Annotated in this window: 17 protein-coding genes; 6 read left to right on the top strand and 11 right to left on the bottom strand. The window is 67.4% G+C overall.

Annotated elements, in window-relative coordinates; translation table 11 throughout:
* Complete coding sequence (locus ATO11_RS13980; RefSeq protein ID WP_050531521.1) at nt 1-819, bottom strand: metallophosphoesterase family protein; 819 nt, start codon at nt 817-819, stop codon at nt 1-3.
* 77 nt (nt 820-896) lie between these two features.
* On the opposite strand from ATO11_RS13980, the gene ATO11_RS13985 reads away from it, so the two are divergent.
* Nucleotides 897-2204: an HlyC/CorC family transporter gene (locus tag ATO11_RS13985; RefSeq protein WP_050531522.1), complete on the top strand. Its 1308-nt coding sequence runs from the start codon at nt 897-899 to the stop codon at nt 2202-2204.
* Between the two features lie 158 nt (nt 2205-2362).
* Here ATO11_RS13985 and hflX read toward each other — a convergent pair whose 3' ends face one another.
* From hflX to trkA, 4 genes are all read right to left on the bottom strand, one after another.
* On the bottom strand, nt 2363-3652 hold the full coding sequence (gene hflX, locus ATO11_RS13990) for a GTPase HflX (RefSeq protein WP_050531523.1): 1290 nt from the start codon (nt 3650-3652) through the stop codon (nt 2363-2365).
* Nucleotides 3649-3888 (bottom strand): RNA chaperone Hfq, encoded by a 240-nt coding sequence (hfq, locus tag ATO11_RS13995; protein ID WP_050531524.1) that lies wholly within the window; start codon nt 3886-3888, stop codon nt 3649-3651. The genes hflX and hfq overlap by 4 nt, the downstream gene beginning before the upstream one ends.
* A 128-nt stretch (nt 3889-4016) precedes the next feature.
* On the bottom strand, nt 4017-5543 hold the full coding sequence (locus ATO11_RS14000) for a TrkH family potassium uptake protein (protein WP_050531525.1): 1527 nt from the start codon (nt 5541-5543) through the stop codon (nt 4017-4019).
* The gene (gene trkA / locus ATO11_RS14005) at nt 5543-6919 is read right to left on the bottom strand and encodes a Trk system potassium transporter TrkA (RefSeq protein WP_050531526.1); all 1377 of its coding nucleotides are present in this window, start codon (nt 6917-6919) and stop codon (nt 5543-5545) included. The genes ATO11_RS14000 and trkA overlap by 1 nt, the downstream gene beginning before the upstream one ends.
* A 131-nt stretch (nt 6920-7050) precedes the next feature.
* Here trkA and ATO11_RS14010 point away from each other — a divergent pair, with 131 nt between their 5' ends.
* Nucleotides 7051-7797: a hypothetical protein gene (locus tag ATO11_RS14010; protein ID WP_134643125.1), complete on the top strand. Its 747-nt coding sequence runs from the start codon at nt 7051-7053 to the stop codon at nt 7795-7797.
* Nucleotides 7794-8897: a GSCFA domain-containing protein gene (locus ATO11_RS14015; protein ID WP_050531528.1), complete on the top strand. Its 1104-nt coding sequence runs from the start codon at nt 7794-7796 to the stop codon at nt 8895-8897. Before ATO11_RS14010 ends, ATO11_RS14015 begins: the two co-directional genes overlap by 4 nt.
* Nucleotides 8898-8982: 85 nt before the next feature.
* Here ATO11_RS14015 and ntrX read toward each other — a convergent pair whose 3' ends face one another.
* The 5 genes from ntrX to dusB form a co-directional block, all read right to left on the bottom strand.
* Nucleotides 8983-10395 (bottom strand): nitrogen assimilation response regulator NtrX, encoded by a 1413-nt coding sequence (gene ntrX / locus ATO11_RS14020; protein ID WP_050531529.1) that lies wholly within the window; start codon nt 10393-10395, stop codon nt 8983-8985.
* Between the two features lie 10 nt (nt 10396-10405).
* Complete coding sequence (locus ATO11_RS14025; protein ID WP_242601429.1) at nt 10406-12631, bottom strand: sensor histidine kinase NtrY-like; 2226 nt, start codon at nt 12629-12631, stop codon at nt 10406-10408.
* Nucleotides 12632-12851: 220 nt separating this feature from the next.
* The gene (locus tag ATO11_RS14030) at nt 12852-14225 is read right to left on the bottom strand and encodes a sigma-54-dependent Fis family transcriptional regulator (RefSeq protein ID WP_050531530.1); all 1374 of its coding nucleotides are present in this window, start codon (nt 14223-14225) and stop codon (nt 12852-12854) included.
* Between the two features lie 3 nt (nt 14226-14228).
* A complete protein-coding gene (locus tag ATO11_RS14035; protein WP_050531531.1) occupies nt 14229-15305 on the bottom strand; it encodes a two-component system sensor histidine kinase NtrB in 1077 nt (358 codons plus the stop codon).
* Nucleotides 15302-16279 carry a tRNA dihydrouridine synthase DusB gene (gene dusB, locus ATO11_RS14040; RefSeq protein WP_050531532.1) on the bottom strand — a complete coding sequence of 326 codons (978 nt, stop codon included), beginning with the start codon at nt 16277-16279 and terminating at the stop codon, nt 15302-15304. The genes ATO11_RS14035 and dusB overlap by 4 nt, the downstream gene beginning before the upstream one ends.
* A 159-nt stretch (nt 16280-16438) precedes the next feature.
* Here dusB and ATO11_RS14045 point away from each other — a divergent pair, with 159 nt between their 5' ends.
* From ATO11_RS14045 to ATO11_RS14055, 3 genes are read left to right on the top strand one after another with little or no spacing between them, the layout of a single operon-like run.
* Nucleotides 16439-17581, top strand: a complete 1143-nt coding sequence (locus tag ATO11_RS14045; RefSeq protein WP_050531533.1) for a bifunctional 2-C-methyl-D-erythritol 4-phosphate cytidylyltransferase/2-C-methyl-D-erythritol 2,4-cyclodiphosphate synthase — start codon at nt 16439-16441, stop codon at nt 17579-17581.
* Nucleotides 17578-18066, top strand: coding sequence for a phosphatidylglycerophosphatase A family protein (locus tag ATO11_RS14050; RefSeq protein ID WP_050531534.1), 489 nt, complete (start codon nt 17578-17580; stop codon nt 18064-18066). Before ATO11_RS14045 ends, ATO11_RS14050 begins: the two co-directional genes overlap by 4 nt.
* Entirely contained in the window at nt 18063-18545 is a 483-nt protein-coding gene (locus ATO11_RS14055; RefSeq protein WP_050531535.1) for a CinA family protein, read from the top strand. The genes ATO11_RS14050 and ATO11_RS14055 overlap by 4 nt, the downstream gene beginning before the upstream one ends.
* Here the strand turns inward: ATO11_RS14055 and ATO11_RS14060 are convergent.
* Entirely contained in the window at nt 18542-19885 is a 1344-nt protein-coding gene (locus tag ATO11_RS14060; protein ID WP_050531536.1) for an MmgE/PrpD family protein, read from the bottom strand. The two genes, ATO11_RS14055 and ATO11_RS14060, sit on opposite strands and share 4 nt — an antisense overlap.
* Nucleotides 19886-19938: the final 53 nt, after the last annotated feature.

Raw genomic sequence — 19938 nt, forward strand, 5'->3', positions numbered from 1 at the left:
CTAGGCCCGCATGCGCGTTGCGCGGCGCAAGTCCGGCGGCAGGACGTCCTCTGACGGCCACCAGCCGGTGCGGAGCGTCTCGTCATAGCCCTGCGTCAGCCCCGCCGCGTGCATGTCGGCAATGGCGGACGCGATGTCGTAGGCCAGCGGATGGATTGCGGCGCCACCATCGTCGAGGATGGCAAACGAGGTCACGGGCCGCCCGTCATGGGCCGGCAGGCCGATCGCGCCCGCGTTGACCCACGTGATGCCGCCGATCCGGCGCAGGAACGGCAGCCCGCTATGCCCCGCAACGACCATGTCGACCGCGCCAACAGCGCGATGCAGCGCGGCGATCTCTTCACGGAACGCGTCCTCGGGCGAGGTTTCGAACAGGAAGCGCGCAATGTCGGTCACCCCGCCATGCAGGACCGCGACGCGGCTCTGCCCGTGCCGGAACGTGACCAGATCGGGCAAGCCGCGCATCCAGCCCCGGATGTCGTCCCCGCAGGCCTCGTCGGCATGGGCATACCATGCCCCGGACAGCGCATCGCAGGTCGTACCCGGCGCAAATCCGCAGCCGCACCCGTCTGCGCCGGCGGCGAGTTGCTTCTCGACATTGCCGGCGACGACCGTGCCACCGCGTTGCCGGACAAGTCCGACCGTGCGGCGCGGCGCACCGCCATAGGCGACGACATCGCCGGTGCAGATCCGGTGCTTCACCGGGATGCCGCGGTGATCGGCCTCGTCCAGAACCGCGCGCGTCGCCGCCGCGTTGGAATAAGGCCCGCCATACAACAGAACCGGGCCGTCCAGCACTCCCAGGTCGCGCGTGATCATCAAGCCTCCCGCCCGCGCACTTGATCAGGCGCGGGACCATACCCATAAGACGGGGAGCAGCATGAAAGGCAAGCCGCATGGACCCCGTGTCACCAACACTTGATAGCGCGTTCTGGATACAGGTGGCGGCGATCCTGCTGTTGCTGGTCTGCTCGGGCTTCTTCTCCGGCTCGGAAACCGCGCTGACGGCGGCGTCGCGCGGCAAGCTGCGCGCGCGCGCCGACAAGGGCGATGCCGGCGCCGCCCGCGCGCTTGCGATCACCGAGGACAGCGAACGGCTGATCGGGTCGGTTCTCTTGGGCAACAACCTCGTCAACATCCTTGCCACGTCGCTGGCCACCACGCTGATCGCCAGCGTGCTGGCCGATAGCGGCGTCGTGGTGGCGACGCTGGTGATGACCGCGCTGATCCTGATCTTCGCCGAGGTGCTGCCCAAGACCTATGCCATCACCAACGCCGAAAGCGCGGCCTCTGCCGTGTCGCGCCCCATCGCCTTCGTCGTGACCATCTTTGCCCCGATCGTGAGCGCCGTGCGCCTGCTGGTGCGCGGCGTGCTGCGCGTCTTCGGCGTGCGCACCGATCCCGACAGCCACATCCTCGCCGTGCGCGAGGAGATCGAGGGCGCGCTGAACCTCGGCCATTCCGAGGGCGTGGTGGAAAAGGAGGACCGCGACCGCATCCTCGGCGCGCTGGACCTCGCCGAGCGGACGGTGGAGGAAATCATGCTTCACCGCTCGAAGATCGAGATGATCGATGCCGACAACCCGCCGCTCGACATCCTGACCCAGTGCCTTGAATCCTCGCATACCCGCCTGCCCGTCTTCCGCGACGACCCCGAGAACATCATCGGCCTCGTGCACGCGAAGGACCTGCTGCGCGGCATGTACAAGCTGATCCAGGGCAGCGTCCCGACCGAGGCCGCGCTGAAAGGGTTCGACCTGAAAGACGTGATGATGGCGCCCTATTTCGTGCCGGAAACCACGACGCTCGACGACCAGATGCGCCAGTTCCTGCGCCGCCACACGCACTTTGCGCTGGTGGTGGACGAATACGGCGCGCTTCAGGGGCTGATCACTCTGGAAGACATCCTCGAAGAGATCGTGGGCGAGATCACCGACGAGTTCGATTCCGGCACCGAAGAGGAGGTGGGCCGCACCGATGACGGCCACTTCCTTGTCGACGGCGCCATGACCATCCGCGACCTGAACCGCGCCTGCGACTGGTCGCTCCCCGATGACGAGGCCAACACGGTGGCGGGCCTTGTCATCCACGAAGCCCAGGCCATCCCCCAGGCCGGCCAGGTCTTTTCCTTCCACGGGTTCCGGTTCGAGGTCCTGTCGAAACAGGCCAACCGCATCACCCGCCTGAAAATCCGCCCGCTCTGAGATCGGAACGAATGCCTGCGGCATGCTCTTCCCGCGTGGGGGCAGGCCCCCACACCCCCGGACGAGGGGCGCGGCCCCTCGCGCTCCCCGAGGTATTTTTAAACCGAAGAAGTGCGGGTGGGGTGTTGGTGACCCTCGGGGTGAGGTGCGCGGGTGGGTCAGAGGGTGGCGAACCGGGCGGCTTGCCGGGGGGTCCAGCGCACGGTCAGGTCGAAGCCGTCCTCGGTCTGTATTTCCGATTGCACGATGCCCTGGTCGAAGAGCCAGGCGCGGGCGCGGCCCTGGTCGAAGGTGAGGTGCAGCTGTTCCTCGGTCATGTCGGCGGCGAGCGCGGCGTCGATGGCGGCGATGAGCGGCGCGATGCCGTCGCCGGTCAGCGCGGAGACGAGGCGGACGTCCGGGTCGCGGTCGGCGCGGGCGATGGCGGCGGCGCGGGCTTCCGGATCGAGGCGGTCGAGCTTGTTCCAGATTTCCAGCCGCGGGCGGGTGTCGTCGACGCCGAGGCTGGCGAGGATCGCGTCGACATCGGCGGCCTGTTCCTCGGTCTCGGGGTGGGAGATGTCGCGCACGTGGCAGATGAGGTCGGCGGCGCGGACCTCTTCGAGGGTGGCGCGGAAGGCGGCGACCAGTTCGGTGGGCAGATCGGAGATGAAGCCAACAGTGTCGCTGAGGATGACTTCGGGCCCGCCGGGAAGCTGCACCGCCCGCATGGTGGGGTCGAGCGTGGCGAAGAGCATGTCTTTCGCCATGACCTCGGCCCCGGTGAGGCGGTTGAAGAGCGTGGACTTGCCGGCGTTGGTGTAGCCCACCAGCGCCACGATCGGGTACGGCACCTTGGCGCGGGCCTTGCGGTGCAGGTCGCGGGTTTTCACCACCTTGTCGAGCTGGCGGCGCAGGCGCACCAGCTGGTCGTCGATGGCGCGGCGGTCGGCCTCGATCTGGGTCTCGCCGGGGCCGCCGACGAAGCCGAGCCCGCCGCGTTGCCGTTCGAGGTGGGTCCAGGCGCGCACCAGCCGGGTGCGCTGGTAGCTGAGCGCCGCCATGTCGACCTGCAGCACGCCTTCGCGGGTGGCGGCGCGGTCGGAGAAAATCTCGAGGATCAGGCCGGTGCGGTCGAGCAGTTTGACGCCCCATGCCTTTTCGAGGTTGCGTTGCTGGACCGGCGTGACGGGGCCGTCGACCAGCACGAGGTCGACCTCGTGCGCCTCGAACAGCGCCTTGAGCTCGTCGATCTTGCCGGAGCCGAAGAGCATGCCGGGATGGGCGCGGGCGAGCCGCACGATGGTGTCACCCGCCACGTCGAGATCGGGGAGTGCCGCGGCCAGCGACACGGCCTCTTCCAAGGCCAACGCCGCCTCGCGCGGGCGGCGTTCGGACGTGATGTCGGGGTGCAAGACCCAGGCGCGCGTGGGCGCGCGGCCGGTGCCGTGCGGGGGCGTCGAGCTCAACTCTCGCCTTCACCTTCGTAGAGGTTGATCGGCTGCGAGGGCATGATCGTGGAGATCGCGTGCTTGTAGACGAGCTGCGACTGTCCGTCGCGGCGCAGGAGCACGCAGAAATTGTCGAACCACGTGATGACGCCCTGCAGCTTGACGCCGTTGATCAGGAAGACGGTGACGGGCACCTTGGTTTTGCGGACATGATTGAGAAACGCGTCCTGCAGGTTCTGACGGTCCGAAGCCATTGGTTCTGTAGCCTTTATTTTTGTTGCGGCCCGGATGGGCACCCTCGTATCCGGGGCGCAGTATGTCGGCACCCCGAAAAAAGTGCCACCCCCCAAAAGCATGAAATCGCGCGGGAAACCGCGCGGTGTCAGTTGCGCCACAATTCCGGCGTCAAAAGCGCGATGATTGCCAAAGTTTCGAGCCGTCCGAGGATCATCGCGGCGGCGAAGACCAGCTTGGCCACGGCGCCGAGTTGCGCCAGCACGATGGGCGCTTCGGGGGCGGCGGTGGCGAGCGGGCCGGTGGTGCTGAGTGCCGCGACGCTGAGCACGAGGGCGTCGTCGAAGGTGAGGCCCGAAGCGGTGAGCGCCAGCGCGGACACCGCCAGCGACAGCGCGAAGAGCATGAAGAAGACGAAGGCGATGAAGGCGCCCTGCCGCCGGATACGGCGGGACTGGCCCATGGCGGCCCCGACCATCGAGGGGTGCACCAGCCGGGCGACCTCGCGCCGGCCGTGGCGGAAGAGGACGAAGACGCGCAGGAGCTTGACCCCGCCGGCGGTGGTGGCCACGCCGCCGCCGACCAGCGCGAGGCCCATGAGCAAAAGCCCCGTCGTGGGCAGGCCGGACCAGTTCTGCGCGGCAAACCAGTCACGGCTTTCGAAGCCCGTCGTCGTCAGGAAAGACAGCACCGTGAACGTAGCACCCCAGAGCGCGGTCACAGCGCCGCCGATATCGGTGTCGGAGACCTCGATCGCGCCGATCCAGTGGCGCAGGAACAGAAACAGCGTGACGCTGCCGATCAGGCTCAGCCCCAGCCGGAATTCGGGGTCGCGGAAGAGCGCCTCGCGCGCACCCACGACCGTGTCGGAGGAGAAGGTCAGGCGCGACAGGGCGAACAGCAGGAACAGCGCGATCACCAGTTCACCGGCCACGCCCGAGGCGGCCTCGCTCACGCCGCCGATGGCCGAGATGCCCGAGGTCGAAAGCGTGGAAGTGGCATGCACGAAGGCGACCAGCGGCGTGTCGCCAAGCGCCACGAGGCTGGCCCAGAGGCCCAGTGTCAGCCCGGCATAGACCGGGGCGAGCCGCGTGGTGACCCGCATCAGGCGCGTGGCGGTGGTCGCCCGGCGCTGGTACCCGGTGCCGACCAGCCCCTGCCCCGGTTCCGCCGAGGTCGTGACCTCGAACCCGCCGAGGTGGCGGGGCGCGAGGATCGCCGCAGCGGCGATCCAGATCAAAAGCCCGCCCATCCACGCCACCAGCGCCCGCCAGAGGTGCAGCGTGGGGCTGAGGCGTTCGGGGTCGAACATCTCGGCCCCGGTGGTGGTGAAGCAGGACACCATCTCGACATAGGCGCTGAGGAAGCTGGTGGTGCGCAGGGTCTCGTAGAACGGCACGGCCATGATTGCGGGCAGCAGCACGAAAGCGCCGAGCAGCGACAAAAGCTGGTCGAGCCCGCGCCGGGACCGCGGCCGCGCGGCGGTGGCGATGCCGATGAGCAGAACGGTCGTGCTGCCGAGGATGCTGGCATAGAGGAAGGTGCGCGCGGCGTGGAAATCCTCCACCCAGCTGGCATGGATCGCGGGGACCAGCATGGCGAGGCAGGTGATGCCGCTCAGCACGACGATGAAGGGCGTGCCGGCAAGCCATGTCGTGTCGCGCGACCGGGCCATCAGAAGAAGTCGATGGAGACCTGGAAGAGGCGTTCCACCTCGGGCACGTCGGCGGCCATGGCGAAGATGACGATCACGTCGCCTTCCTCGATCCGGGTGCCGCCGAGGGGTTTGACGATCTCGGACCCCTTGCGGATCGCGCCCACCAGCACGCCTTCGGGGAAGTTCACGTCGCGGATCGCGCTGCCGGCAATGGGCGAGGTCGACAGCACCTCTGCCTCGATCACCTCGGCCTCGGCATCGCCCACCGAGTAAAGCGCGCGGACACGGCCGTGCCGGATATGGCGCAGGATCGAGCTGACGGTGGTGGCGCGCGGGTTGATATAGGCGTCGATGCCCAGGGGCTCCATCATCGGCCCGAGGGTCGGGTCGTTGACCAGCGCGATGGCCATCTTGCAGCCGAGCGATTTCGCCCGGACCGACGTCAGAAGGTTGGTTTTGTCGTCATCGGTCACCGCCAGCACCGCGTCGGCGCGGGATATGTTGGCCTCTTGCAGAAGCGAGATGTCGAGCCCGTCACCGTTGAGCACGATGGTGCGTTCGAGGATGTCGGCGGCGTGTTCGGCACAGGCGCGGTTCTTCTCGATCACCTTGGCGCGGATGCGGTCCGAGCGGCTTTCAAGCTCGGTCGCGACGGCGAGGCCCACGTTGCCGCCACCGATCAGCACGACGCGTTCCTGCTTGTGGTGCGGCTTGCCGAAGATTTCCAGCGTGCGGGGCACGTCGTCCACATGCGCGATGATGTAGGTGCTGTCGCCGGGAAACAGCTGGTCGCGCGGTTCGGGCGCGAACAGGCGTCCGTCGCGCCGCACGCCGACGACGATGGCGCGCAGCGTGGTGAAGAGGTCGTTCAGCTGCCGCAAGGGCGTGTTGGCGATGGGGCAGTCATCGTCGATGGTCAGGCCCAGTAACTGCACCTTCCCGTCGAGGAATTGTTCGGTGTCAAAGGCGGCGGGCACGCTCAACCGCCGCAGGGCCGCCGCCGCGACCTCCCGCTCGGGGCTGATGACGACGTCGATCGGCATGTGCTCGCGCCGGTAGAGATCGGAGTAGATCGCGGTGAGGTAGCTTTGCGCCCTGAGCCGGGCGATCTTGCGCGGGATCTCGAAAATCGAATGGGCCACCTGGCAGGTGACCATGTTGACCTCGTCGGAATGGGTGGCGGCGATGATCATGTCGGCATCGCGCGCGCCGGCGCGCTGCAGGATGTCGGGGTAGCTGGCGAACCCGGTGATGCCCTGCACGTCGAGCGTGTCGGTGGCGCGGTGGACGAGATCGGGATTGTTGTCGACGACGGTGACGTCGTTGCGCTCTCCCGACAGGTGGCGGGCGATCTGCCAGCCCACCTGCCCCGCGCCGCATATAATGACCTTCATCCGTTCACATCGCTCCGGTGTCCGAACATGCAGCATATTGATGCCGTGCGACGTTGGCTATCGGGAATTGGCTTTAACTGTAACCTCGCGTTTGATACTTTCGCACAATCAAAAACTTGCGATTGCTGATAATGGACAAGAAAATTCTCATCCTCGGGCGCAGCCACACCATTGCGCTTATGCAGGCTGTCACTGACTCGGAAAAGGGAATGGTCGAGGTTGTCCCGCTGATGGACAGCCTTGCCGAGACAAAGGCCGACGCCGCCCGCAAGATCGATACCAAGACCGGGCTGGTGATGCGGTCGGAACTGGACAATCCCGATCCCGACGTCCTCGTGTTGATGATCAACGGCAACGAGCACAACACCTTCGCGCTGTTCAACCATCCGCAACCGTTCTGGACGGTGAACCCCCGGACGGGGGCGATCCCGGACGATGTGGCGGGCAAGACCTTCCTGCCCTACCAGGTCATCCTGTCATCGCTGCGGCAGCGGCGCGAGAATTCGCAGCCCTTGATCCGGGGCGCGGTAGAGATGTTTCCCGACGCGCGTGTCGTGATGGCCGCGACGCCGCCCCCGATCGAGGACAAGGGGCAACTGGCCGGGCATGTCCGGAAGAACATGGCCAACCTCGTCAAGAACGGCGTCGGCGATCCCGGCTCGCGGCTCGCGGCCTATGTCGCGCTGGTCGAGCTGATGCATGACGAGGCACGCCAGTACGGGGCAAGCTTCGTGACGGCACCCGAGGCCGCGCTCACCGCCGACGGGTTCCTGAAGGAAGAGTTGAGCAATGACATCACCCATGGCACCCGCGAATACGGCCGCATGATGCTGGACAAGATCATCGCCGCCGCGACCAGCGAAACGGAGGCCGCATGAGCCGCAAACATCCCTATATCGGCCTGCCCGACCGCCAGTTCTGGAAAAAAGACCCCGGCATCGAACGCCCCCGGCAGTTCGATCCGGTGCCCGACGCGCCCTACCGGCTGAGCCGGGACGCCAAGGTGGTCACGGCGGGCAGCTGTTTCGCGCAGCACCTCGCGCGGGTGCTGAACGATTCGGGCTACAACCACTACATCGCCGAACCGGCGCATCCGATCGTGCAGAAACCGGTCGCGAAGGCCAACAATTACGGCCTGTTCTCGGCCCGGTACGGCAACCTCTACACCACGCGGCAGCTGAAACAGCTGATCCAGCGCGCTTATGGCGACTTCGAGCCGATCGATCAGGCCTGGCCCGGGCGTGACGGGGTATCTGTCGTCGATCCGTTCCGCCCGCAGATCCAGCCCGGCGGCTATGCCAGCGAGGCCGAGCTTGCCGCCGACCGCGTGCAGCACCTTGCCGCCGTGCGCGACGCGCTGGAAAGCGCCGATGTGTTCGTCTTCACCCTTGGGCTGACCGAATGCTGGGCCGACCGGCGCGACGGCGCGGTCTACCCGCTGGCGCCGGGCGTGGCGGGCGGCACATACGATCCCGAGATCTATGAATTCCGCAACTTCGACGAGACCGAAACCTATGCCGACCTGAAAGAGGCGCTCGACATGATCCGGGAGAAGAACCCGGACGTGAAGTTCATCCTGACGGTGTCACCGGTGCCGCTGAACGCGACGATGGAGGACCGGCACGTGTTCGTGTCGACCACGTGGTCGAAGGCGGTGCTGCGGATCGCGGCGGAAAAGGCGGCCCGGACGGTCGAGGATTGCCTCTATTTCCCGTCGTTCGAGATCATCACCAGCCCGCATACGCGCGGACGCTACTATGCCGAGGACCGGCGCGAGGTGACGGAACAGGGTGTGCGGCACGTGATGTCGATGTTCTTCCGGCACTTCACCAACGACACCGCCGGAATTCCCGGCCTCGCCCGGCAGCAGGCGGCCGACCGCCCTGCCCCGGCGCCGGCCAGGCAGGACGAGCATGCCCGCGCGATGGAGGACTACATGCAGGTCCTGTGCGACGAGGAAGCGATTTCGAACAGTTGAGGTGACGCGGGAAAAGAGGTCTCTCGACCTCTTTTTGCAGTCTCATCCAGAGCGCAAAAAAGTTCGTACGAACTTTTTGCGCGGCTCAGCCCGCCTGTCGTTCGTCGTCGTCGACGCGGGCGATGCGCGCGCCGGCCTTGGACGTGGTCACCACGCCCAGTGACTTCAGCTTGCGGTGCAGGGCCGATCGCTCCATCCCGACGAAATTGGCGGTGCGGCTGATATTGCCGCCGAAGCGGTTGATCTGGGTCAGCAGGTATTCGCGTTCGAACGCCTCGCGGGCCTCGCGCAGGGGCAGCGTTGCCAAGGCGCCTGCCAGCACCACGCGGCCATCGTCATCCCCGCCCTCGGCTTCCTGCGGCAATTCCCGCGCCTCGATCGGGCCGGTGCCGTCGCCGAGGATCAGCACCCGTTCGACAAGGTTCTTCAGCTGGCGCACGTTGCCCGGCCAGATCATCGTCTGCATCAGGGCCACCGCGTCCTCGGCGAGGTCGCGTTGCGGCAGGCCCTGGCTCTTGTGGCAATGGTCGATGAAATACTTGGCCAGAAGCGGGATATCCTCGCGCCGGTCCTCGAGGCTGGGCACGGTGATCGGCACCACGTTCAGGCGGTGGTACAACTCGCGCCGCAGCGTGCCGTCGGCGATGGCCTGCGCGAGGTCGCGGTTGGTGGACGAGATCACCCGCAGGTCGACGCGTACCTTGTCGGTGCCGCCCACCCGCGTGAATTGCTGGTCGACCAGCACGCGCAGGATCTTGGACTGGGTGCCCAGCGGCATGTCCGCGACCTCGTCGAAATAGATCACGCCGCCATGCGCCTGTTCCAGAAGGCCGGGTTCGATCCCGCGTTCGCCGCCCTCGCGCCCGAACAGGACCTCTTCCATCGTGTCGGGCTCGATCGAAGCGCAGTTGACGGTCACGAAGGGCGCGTCCTTGCGGCCGGAATTGGCATGGATGTAGCGCGCGGCGATTTCCTTGCCCGACCCGGCGGGACCCGACAGCATCACCCGCCCGTTCGACTTGGTCACCTTGTCGAGATGGCTGATCAGCATGCGGAAGGCCGCGCTTTCGCCGATCATCTCGCTTGCGGCCACGTCGCGGCGTTTGAGTTGCTGGTTCTCGCGGCGCAGGCGCGAGGTTTCCATCGCGCGGCGGATCACCACCAGAAGCTGGTCGATGTTGAACGGTTTCTCGATGAAGTCGTAGGCGCCCTGCTTGATCGCGGCGACCGCGATCTCGATATTGCCGTGGCCCGAGATGATGACGACTGGCACGCCGGGATTGTCGCGCTTGACGGTCTTGAGGATGTCGATCCCGTCCATGCGGCTGTCCTTGAGCCAGATGTCGAGGATCAGCAGCGCCGGGGGTTCGGCGTTGATCGCGTTCATGCACTCGTCGGAATTGCCTGCCAGACGGGTCGTGAACCCCTCGTCCTTGAGGATGTCCGATATCAATTCCCGGATGTCCCGCTCGTCGTCGACGATAAGAATGTCGCTCATGTCCTGGTCCTCACACCTTTTGTTGTTGTTGTTGTTGTGCCGTCTCCGCCAAAGGCAGGCGGATGATGGCTTTGGCCCCTTGATGGGCCGTTCCGTCGAATTGTTCCGCATCTTCGAGCGTGAGCGTGCCGCCATGCTCTTCGATGATCTTCTTCACGATGGGCAGGCCCAGCCCCGTGCCCTTGTCGCGCGTCGTCACGTACGGCTCGAACAGCCGCGCGCGGTCTTCGGGCAGACCGATGCCGTTGTCCGAGATGGTGATCGTCACGCCGGTCTCGTCCGCCTCGCAGGAGACGCGCACCTCGGGGACGTAGCCTTCCTCGCCGGTCTTTTCGGCATAGGTTTCCGTGGCTTCGCCGGCGTTCTTCATCAGGTTCGTGAAGGCCTGGCTGATCATGGTGTCGTCCACGTCGGCAAGGATCGGGCCGCGGGCGATGTCGGCGACAAAGCGCACATCGGGTTGGCCCGCATCCTGCAGCATCACCGCGCCGTTCAGAAGCTCGGCGATGTCGTGCACCTTCAGCACCGGTTCGGGCATGCGCGCGAATTTCGAGAATTCGTCGACGATGCGGCGCAGGTCGTTGGTTTGCCGCACGATCACGTCGGTCATCTGTTCAAGCTGGTCACTCTCTTCGCCGACGCGGGAGGAGAACTTGCGCTTGATCCGCTCGGCCGACAGCTGGATGGGCGTCAGCGGGTTCTTGATTTCATGCGCGATGCGGCGGGCGACGTCGCCCCATGCCGCCATGCGCTGGGCGCTGACAAGGTCGGTCACGTCGTCGAAGGCGACCACGTAGCCTTCGATCTGGCCTTCCGACCCGATCCGCCGGGCCATGCGCACCAGCAGGTTTTCCATCTTGCCCGCGCGGCTGACCTTGATCTCGTCCTGCACGAAGGCAACCTGCCCGTCGAGCAGCTGGTCGAACAGCGCACCGAATTCGGGCACCGCCAGTGCCAGCGCGACCGATTGCTGGTCATCCTTCCAGTCGAGCAGACGCTGGGCGGAGCGGTTGACGAAGGTGACGCGGCCTTCGGGGTCGAGCCCGACCACGCCCGACGTCACCGAACTGAGCACCGAATCGAACAGGCGCCGGCGGCGTTCGATCTGTTCGGTATTGGTCAGGAGCGTTTCACGCTGACCTTTAAGTTGGCGCGTCATCTGGTTGAAATAGCGTGACAAAAGCGCGATCTCGTCGTCGGCTTCCTCTTCAAACACGCGCACGTCCAGATTGCCCGCACCCACCTGCTGCGCCGCCCCCGTCAGCCGCCCGACCGGGCGCGACAGGCGTTCGGCGAACCACAGGCCCAGCCAGACCGAGGCGAGGATCAGAAGGACCGCGAACCCGAGGTAGAGCAGCGCGAAGTCGAACAGGACGCGGCCGCGTTCGGTCTCTTTCTGCTGGTAGAACTGGGCGGTCTTCTCGGTCTCGTCGAGCAGTTGCAGGAGCGTGCCGTCGACGAGGCGGGTGACATACAGGAAATGCCCGGAATAGCCCCGGATCGGGACCAGCGCGCGAAACTCGTTGTTGTCCCAGTCGCGGATCAGGACGATCCCGCCGTCGCGCGCTTCGGCGATCTCGTCATCCGTGGGGCGTTCGTAATCGAACAGGTAGGAGCGTTCGCCGCGGGCCACGATCTCGCCGTTGGCGTCGATCAGGAATGCCTCGCGCAGGCCGCGCTGGATCTGCGCCTGGCCCTGGCTGAGGATCTGGCGGGCGCGGTCGTCGAACGCCGGGGCGCCCAGCACGTTGCGCTGGACGGAGATGTAGCCCGCCAGCGCCGTGGCATCGGCCTGCAGGCCCACGCGCTGGTCGGCCTCGTAGGATTCGGCGGCGGCGCGGGAGGCGGCGACCACGTCGCGCACCCGGTCGGAAAACCACGCCTCGAGCCCCATGTTCACGCTCAGCATGGCAAAGACGGCGACGGTGATGGTGGGGATCAGCGCCATGACGGCGAAGACGCCGGTCAGCCGCAGGTGCAGCCGGGAGCCCGCCGATTGTGCCCGTCGCGCCGCGACAAGCCGCGCCACGCGCTGAGATACCAGCGCGGCAATGACGAGGATGTAGACGAGGTCGGCCAAGAGCACGATCCGCAGCCCCGAGGACGAGGCGTTCTGATCGAGCGGCCCAAGCACCACGAAGGTGGCGAAGGCGAGGATCGGGCCAAGGAAGACGAGGCCGAGGGTGTAGAGGGTTTGCAGGCGGCGTGCGCGGCGCATGCGCGACAGACCGGCCATCCAGCCGCCAGCCAAAAGGGGCAGACGCCGCGACGCGCGCATCACGGAGCCGTCAATCGCTCCTGCCTCGGTGCTGGTGTCGGTCGCCAAGATGCGCCCTCATATCCCGGACGGTGCACCAAGGCATGTGGATAACCCTGTGAACAACCGCCGCAAACCGCCATTTTCCGTGATCTTTCGCCGGGGTGTGTCCCCCGCGCGCCACGGTTCTGTTGCGTTATTACATCAATTTGCGGCGGCGTGTCACGGAAATATCGAGGTCGTTGATCTTTTTTCTGAGCGTATTGCGGTTGATTCCCAGCAATTCGGCGCATTTGATCTGGTTCCCGCCGGTGGCGTCGAGCGAGATTTCGATCAGGGGCGCTTCGACCTCGCGCAGGATTCGCGCGTAAAGGCCCGGCGGCGGCATCATCGCGCCGTGCAGGTCGAAATAGCGCCGCAAATGCCGCGCGATGGAGGCCGACAGCTTCTCGGTATCGATCGAGGTGCCGGTCAGGACGGGTTCGGTTTCGGGCTGGTGTCCCAGCACCGCCTCCACCTCGGCCCGCGTGATTTCTTCGGACCGGGCGGTGAGGCCAAGGCGGCGGATGGCGTTTTCAAGCTGGCGCACGTTGCCGGGCCATGAATACTGGCGAACCAGTTCGCCCGCATCCTCGGACAGCCAGCGGCGCGGCATGCCCTCGCGTTCGGCGCGTGACAGGAAGTGTTCGGCCAGAAGTCCGATATCGTCGATCCGTTCGCGCAGCGCGGGCACGTGCAGCACCGCGCCGGACAGGCGGTAATAGAGGTCCTGCCGCATGCCGCCTTCCTCGATGGCGTTGTTCAGGTCGGCCTGCGAGGTCGCCATGAAACGCGGCACCTGTTCATCCAGCCCGTCCATCATGCGCACGATGCGCGCCTGCAGGTCGTCGCCGATATCGCCGATCTCCTCGATCAGGATGGTGCCGCCGCGGGCCTTGGCCAGCACCCGCGCGGGGCCTTCCAGTTCCTGCAGGTCGGCGCCGGTGACGGTGACGAAGGGCAGCGTGCGGCGGTCGGAGAAGTCGTGGATCGCCCGCGCGATCAGGGACTTGCCGGTGCCGGACTCGCCGGTGATCAGCACGGACATGTCGGTGTTCATCACCCGCGCGACAAGGCGGTAGAGCGCCTGCATCGCGGGCGTCTTGCCCACCAGCGGCAATTCGTCCGGTTCGGCGGGCACGTCGTCCACCGGCGTGGAAGCGCGCGTGTGGCGGTTCTCCAGCGCCTTCGAGGTGCGCTTCATCAGGTCCGGCAGGTCGAAGGGCTTGGGCAGGTAGTCATAGGCCTCGGCCTCGGCCGCCTGGATCGCCGTCATGATCGTGTTCTGGGCCGAGATGACGATCACCGGCAGTTGCGGGCGGTCCTGCTTGATCTTGGGCAGCATCTCCAGCCCGTTGCCGTCGGGCATCATCACGTCCGAGATGACGACATCGCCCTTCCCCTCGCTCACCCAGCGCATCAGCGTCGTCAGCGACGACGTGGCGTGGACCTTGCACCCGGCGCGGGTCAGCGCCTGGGTCAGAACTGTTCGGATCGTGCGGTCGTCATCGGCGACAAGTACGGTGCCGTCCATGGCTTAGCGCTCCTTGGGGTTGGGGCCCTTGGCCCGTGGGAGAGAGATGCGGAACACGGTGCGTCCCGGCACCGAGTCGACGGAAATCCATCCGTCGTGGTCCTCGATGATCTTCGACACCAGCGCGAGGCCCAGCCCGGTGCCGTTTTCGCGGCCCGACACGAAAGGGTCGAAGATGTCGTCGCGGATCGCGGGCGGCAGGCCCGGCCCGTCATCGATGATTTCCACCTGCAGCGGCAGCGACCGGCCGCGCCCGTCGGACCGGCGCAGGCGGAAGGAATGTTCGAAATAGGTGTGCAGGCGGATCGTGCCCTTGCCGCCGGGTGCGGCCTCGGACGCGTTTTTCAGGAGGTTCAGGACGACCTGCAACAGCTGGTCGGGATCGCCAAGGGCGGGCGGCAGCGAGGGGTCGTAATCCTCGACGATCTTCATGTTCGCACCAAAACCCAGCAGCGCCGAGCGCCGCGCGCGGTCGAGCACGTCGTGGATGTTCACGTCCTGCCGGTCGGGGGGCGAGAGGTTGCCGAACTGCTCCACCTGTTCCAGCAGCTTCAGGATGCGGCGGGTTTCGGCCACGATCAGGTCGGTCAGTTCGAGATCGCCGTTAGACAGGTTCATTGACAGAAGTTGCGCCGCGCCGGTGATCCCGGCGAGCGGGTTCTTGATTTCATGCGCCAGCATCTCGGCCATGCCGATGGCCGATTTCGCGGCCCCGCGCACCGTGTGGTTCTGGGTCATGCGGCCCGCAAGTTCGCGGGGCGAGATGATCAGCAGGATATGGTCGGGCGCACCAAGGACCGGTGCGATCTGCAACGTGCAATAGACCGGCGGGCGGTCGCCCGTGCCGATTTCCACGTCGTTCACGAAAAGCGGCGTCTCGTTCAGCCGCACCCGCGTCAGCGCCTCGTCAAGCGCGGCATCGACGGCCAGCCGGTCCCAGACGGGCTGGCCCTGCAGCGCCTTGGCCGAGGCGTTCAGGAAATCCTCGGCCGCGGGGTTGAGATCGGCGATGTTCTCGTCCGGGTCGACGATCAGCGCGGGCACGGGCAGCGATTGCCAGATATCTCCCAGCCGACTCATGCGGCGTGCCTCTGGCCGGTGAGCGCCGCGTCGAGGTTGGCAATCACGGCGGAGGGCTCGCGGGAGGTCAGGACCTCGCGCCGCAACCCGGCGGGCGTCCCTGCCCGGTCCATGTACCAGCCAAGATGCTTGCGCGCGACGCGCAGGCCAAGGTCGCGCCCGTAGAAGTCGAGCATCGCCTCGTAATGGCCCGCCACCATGTCCACCAGCGCCGCACCTTCCGGGATCGCGGGCGCGGGCGTGCCATGCAGCGCGTGCGAGACCTCGGCCACCGTCCAGGGCGCGCCCTGCGCCCCCCGCCCGATCATCACGCCCGCCGCGCTCGAGGCGGCAAGCGCGGCGCGGGCGCTGGCGGTGTCGGTGATGTCGCCGTTGGCGATGACCGGGATCGACACGGCCTCCGTCACGGCAGAGATCGCGGCCCAGTCGGCGCGGCCCTTGTAGAACTGGCAGCGGGTGCGCCCGTGGATCACCAGCATGCGGATGCCCGCCGCCTCGGCCCGGCGGGCGATGTCGGGGGCATTGAGGCTGTCGTCGTCCCAACCCAGTCGCATCTTGAGCGTCACCGGCACGTCCACCGCGCCCACCACGGCCTCGATCAGCGTCAGCGCGTGGTCGGGATCGCGCATCAGGGCCGACCCGGAATAGCCGCCCACCACCTTCTTTGCGGGGCAGCCCATGTTGATGTCGATCACCGCCGCGCCCATGTCGGCGACCAGCCGCGCGGCCTCGGCCATCCAGTGGGCCTCGCGCCCGGCCAGCTGGACCGAGGTCAGGCCCGTGCCGCCCAGTTCTGCCCGTTCGCGGGTGCCGCGCCGGGCCTGAACCATCTCCTGGCTGGCCACCATCTCGGACACGGTCAGGCCCGCACCGAAGGACGCGACCAGTTGCCGGAACGGCAAGTCGGTGATCCCCGAAAGCGGTGCCAGAACAACCGGCGGGTCAACAAGATGTGGGCCGAGCGCCAGGCTCAAATGCTTATTCCTTGTGCAATTTGCCCCAGAGGTAGGGGTCATTTGACATAGTAGCAATGCAACGGGTGCGGAGCTTACGGGTTTATCGGGGGACTTGCTCAAAAATTGTGCAGCGCCCTTCGGATTGCGTGAATGATGGGAATATCCTACCAACGCGCCATGACCGACACGCCACGGACCGCCGCCCTGATCGTCGCCGCCGGGCGCGGGCGCCGCGCCGGTGGCCCCGTGCCGAAACAGTGGCAGGATATCGCGGGCGCGCGGGTGGCGGACTGGACGGTGGCGCGGTTCCGGGCGCATCCCCGGATCGGGCGCATCGTGCTGGTCATCCATCCCGACGACGAGGCCGAGGCCGCCGCGATCCCCGGCATCCTGACGGTGCATGGCGGGGAGACGCGGGACGCCTCGGTCCGCGCCGGGCTGGAGGCGTTGCGCGAAGGGCCGGAGACGCAGGTGCTGATCCACGACGTGGCGCGCTGCACGGTGCCGGACGCGGTGATCGACGCGGTGATCGACGCGCTGGACACCCATGTCGGTGCCGCCCCCGGCCTGCCGGTGAGCGACGCGCTGTGGGCGGTCGCCGACGGGCGGATCGAGGGCACGCGCGACCGCACGGGACTCTACCGCGCGCAGACGCCGCAAGGCTTTCACCTTGATGCGATCCTTGCCGCACATGCCGCGCATCCCGGCGGCGCGGCGGATGACGTCGAGGTCGCCCGCGCGGCAGGTCTGGACGTGGCGGCGGTTCCGGGCGATGAAGCGAACCTGAAGATCACGGCCCCCGGCGATTTCGCCCGCGCGGCAGAGATACTGGGAGACAGGATGGACATCCGGCTGGGCAACGGGTTCGACGTGCACCGCTTCGGTCCAGGGGATCGCGTGACGCTGTGCGGCGTGGACGTGCCGCATGATCGCGGGCTTCAGGGCCATTCCGACGCCGATGTGGGCCTGCACACGATCACCGACGCGATCTATGGCGCGCTGGCCGAAGGTGACATCGGGCGCCATTTCCCGCCCTCCGATCCGCAATGGAAGGGCGCCGACAGCACCGTTTTCCTGCGCCATGCCGGGGAGTTGGCGGCAAGCCGCGGCTATCGCATCGCCAATGTCGACCTGACGCTGATCTGCGAGCGACCCAAGATCGGGCCGCATGCCGGTGCGATGCAGGCGCGCGTAGCCGAGGTGCTGGGGATCGAGCCGGGCCGCGTGTCGGTCAAGGCCACCACCTCTGAACGGCTGGGATTTACCGGACGCGAGGAAGGCATCGCCGCCATGGGCACCGTCGCGCTGGTGGCGGCATGATCGCGCAGGTGATCTGCACCTTCGGCGGCGTCGGCCACCTGCGCCCCGCATCCGGCACGTGGGGATCGCTGGCCGCGCTGGCCGCGGCATGGGTGATCGCGACGCTGACGGGGTTCTGGGGGCTGGTCTTCTGGACCGTCGTGGTCGTCTTCGCGGGTCTGGGCGCGATCCTGTCCTATGCCGAACCGGGCGCGGACGTGGACCGCTCCGAGATCGTGATCGACGAGGTGGCGGGCCAGTGGATCGCGCTGTTGCCTGTGGTCTACGGGGCGAACGCGGCGGGCGCGCCGCTGCTGGCGCTCTGGCCCGGCTGGGTGGCGGCCTTCGTGCTGTTCAGGCTGTTCGACATCGTCAAGATCGGGCCGGTCGGCTGGGCGGACCGGCGCAAGGACGCCGTGGGCGTGATGCTCGACGACGTGATCGCGGGCCTCTTCGCGGCGATCGGCGTGCTGGCCCTCGCCGCGCTGGCGCACGGGCTGGCATGAGCACCCGCGCGCTGGCCTCCCGCATCCTCGACGCCGCGCGGGCGCAGGGCGTGACGGTGACCGCCGCCGAAAGCTGCACCGCGGGCATGGTGGCGGCGGCGCTGACCGATCCCGCGGGCGCCTCGGCCATGTTCGAGCGCGGGTTCGTCACCTACAGCAACGTCGCCAAGGTCGAGATGGTGGGCGTGTCGCCCGCCACGCTCGACGCGCATGGCGCGGTGTCCGAAGAGGTCGCGGCCGAGATGGCCCAAGGCGCGCGTGACCGCGCGGGCGCGGCATGGGCGGTCGCGATCAGCGGGATCGCCGGGCCCGGCGGGTCGGATTTCAAACCCGAGGGGCGCGTCTGTTTTGCGCTGGCGGGCGCAGGTGGCACATCGACACGCACCATCGATTACGGCGCGCTGGGCCGCGACGGCGTGCGCCGCGCGGCGACGGATCACGCGCTGCGCCTGCTTCTGGGCGCGCTCGAAGGGCGCTAGGCCGCCTTCCCGTCCCCATTCTCGCCCTTGGTCAGCAGGGTCGCGAACTGCGTCGGCGACACCGCCGCCACGACGCGGCGGCGCAGGGTGTTGGACTTGTCGGTCCCGATGAGGCTCGCGGATTTCGACTGGATGCGGCGGGTGCGCTGCGCCAGCGTCATCGGCTTTTCAAGGTCGCCGAACGCGGTCTCCTGCGTTCCGCCCTGCCGGGTCAGGATCACGCGGGCCTGCATCTCGGTCAGGGTGTCGTCGGCGGTGACGTGCACGCGGTCGTAGAACGCCATGACCCGCGGATCCTGCGCCATGGCGGTCGAGAACGTGTCCAGCCGCGCGGTGCCATGTCCCAGCAGCGCCAGCGCCGTGACGCCCGCGTAGCTGAATTTCAGCTCCAGCCCGGTGCGCGGCGCGGGCTTGGCGCACACGCTCAGCCAGCGGGGATGCACGGCGATGTCGATACGCGCGACCTCGGACGGGTCGGGGTTGGGCAGTTCGGCAAGCGCTTCGAGCGTGGCGTGCAGACCGTGGCAGCAGGCGTGGAACTTGTGCTGGACGCGCGGCAGGCGCCAGTCGGTGCCAAGCCCGTCGAACGCCGTCATGTCGGCCGCGCCGTGATGCGTTGCCCCGAACCCCAGCGGACCGTCGAGCCCGGCGGGATCGGGTTGCAGGCCGTGGGCGACCAGCAGCGCCGCCTCTACCCCGTTCGACGCCGCGTTCCCGGCATTCAGCGGTTTGCCCATGGTGCCGAACTGCGATTTCAGCCCCGAGGCGCGGGTGGCGACCAGCCCGAAACAGCAGGCCATCTGGTCGGCGTCGAACTTGAGGAGCCGTCCTGCCGCCGCCGCCGCGCCGAAGGCCCCGGCGGTGGCCGTCTGGTGAAAGCCAACCTGGTAATGCGCCCGCCCGAGCCACAGGCCGACCGCGATGGAGGCCTCCATCCCCACCAGCGCCGCTTCCTGGAAGGCGTGGCCCGACACCGCCGAGCGTTGCGCCATGGCAAGTGCCGCCGGGATCACCGCGACCGACGGGTGGCCGATGTGGTCGAAATGGGTGTCGTCGTAATCCAGCGCGTGGCTGATCGTGCCGTTGGCAAGGGCCGCGGCGCGCGCCGGAAGGCGCGGTCCATGGATCACCTGTGCCTGCGGTGCGCCGCCTTCCTCGACCACCATGGCGCGCACGCGGCGCGACACGGGTTCATCGGTCCCGGCCAGCGCCACGCTGACCCAATCCTGCAGCGACAGTTGAAAGACGGCACGCACGGCATGGGGTATGTCGCGCCCCGACTGGTTCGCGACGAAACGCGCCAAGAGCCGCGTGGCATCACCCGCGTCCCCGCCCGTCATGAGCTTCCTCCCTTGGTTCCCGCGCAGAACGTAGCGCATCCCGGCGCGGCAGG

The sequence above is a fragment of the Pseudaestuariivita atlantica genome (assembly GCF_001205715.1).
Taxonomy (GTDB): Bacteria; Pseudomonadota; Alphaproteobacteria; order Rhodobacterales; family Rhodobacteraceae; genus Pseudaestuariivita; species Pseudaestuariivita atlantica.

Coding starts and splice junctions, on each gene's coding strand:
- ATO11_RS14050 (WP_050531534.1), top strand. CDS start 17,578: ATGATCGCGCAGGTGATCTGCACCTTCGGCGGCGTCGGCCACCTGCGC.
- ATO11_RS14010 (WP_134643125.1), top strand. CDS start 7,051: ATGGACAAGAAAATTCTCATCCTCGGGCGCAGCCACACCATTGCGCTT.
- ATO11_RS14030 (WP_050531530.1), bottom strand. CDS start 14,225: ATGGACGGCACCGTACTTGTCGCCGATGACGACCGCACGATCCGAACA.
- hfq (WP_050531524.1), bottom strand. CDS start 3,888: ATGGCTTCGGACCGTCAGAACCTGCAGGACGCGTTTCTCAATCATGTC.
- ATO11_RS14055 (WP_050531535.1), top strand. CDS start 18,063: ATGAGCACCCGCGCGCTGGCCTCCCGCATCCTCGACGCCGCGCGGGCG.
- ATO11_RS14060 (WP_050531536.1), bottom strand. CDS start 19,885: ATGACGGGCGGGGACGCGGGTGATGCCACGCGGCTCTTGGCGCGTTTC.
- ATO11_RS14025 (WP_242601429.1), bottom strand. CDS start 12,631: ATGGCCGGTCTGTCGCGCATGCGCCGCGCACGCCGCCTGCAAACCCTC.
- trkA (WP_050531526.1), bottom strand. CDS start 6,919: ATGAAGGTCATTATATGCGGCGCGGGGCAGGTGGGCTGGCAGATCGCC.
- ATO11_RS14035 (WP_050531531.1), bottom strand. CDS start 15,305: ATGAGTCGGCTGGGAGATATCTGGCAATCGCTGCCCGTGCCCGCGCTG.
- ATO11_RS14015 (WP_050531528.1), top strand. CDS start 7,794: ATGAGCCGCAAACATCCCTATATCGGCCTGCCCGACCGCCAGTTCTGG.
- ATO11_RS14045 (WP_050531533.1), top strand. CDS start 16,439: ATGACCGACACGCCACGGACCGCCGCCCTGATCGTCGCCGCCGGGCGC.
- ATO11_RS13980 (WP_050531521.1), bottom strand. CDS start 819: ATGATCACGCGCGACCTGGGAGTGCTGGACGGCCCGGTTCTGTTGTAT.
- ntrX (WP_050531529.1), bottom strand. CDS start 10,395: ATGAGCGACATTCTTATCGTCGACGACGAGCGGGACATCCGGGAATTG.
- ATO11_RS13985 (WP_050531522.1), top strand. CDS start 897: ATGGACCCCGTGTCACCAACACTTGATAGCGCGTTCTGGATACAGGTG.
- ATO11_RS14000 (WP_050531525.1), bottom strand. CDS start 5,543: ATGGCCCGGTCGCGCGACACGACATGGCTTGCCGGCACGCCCTTCATC.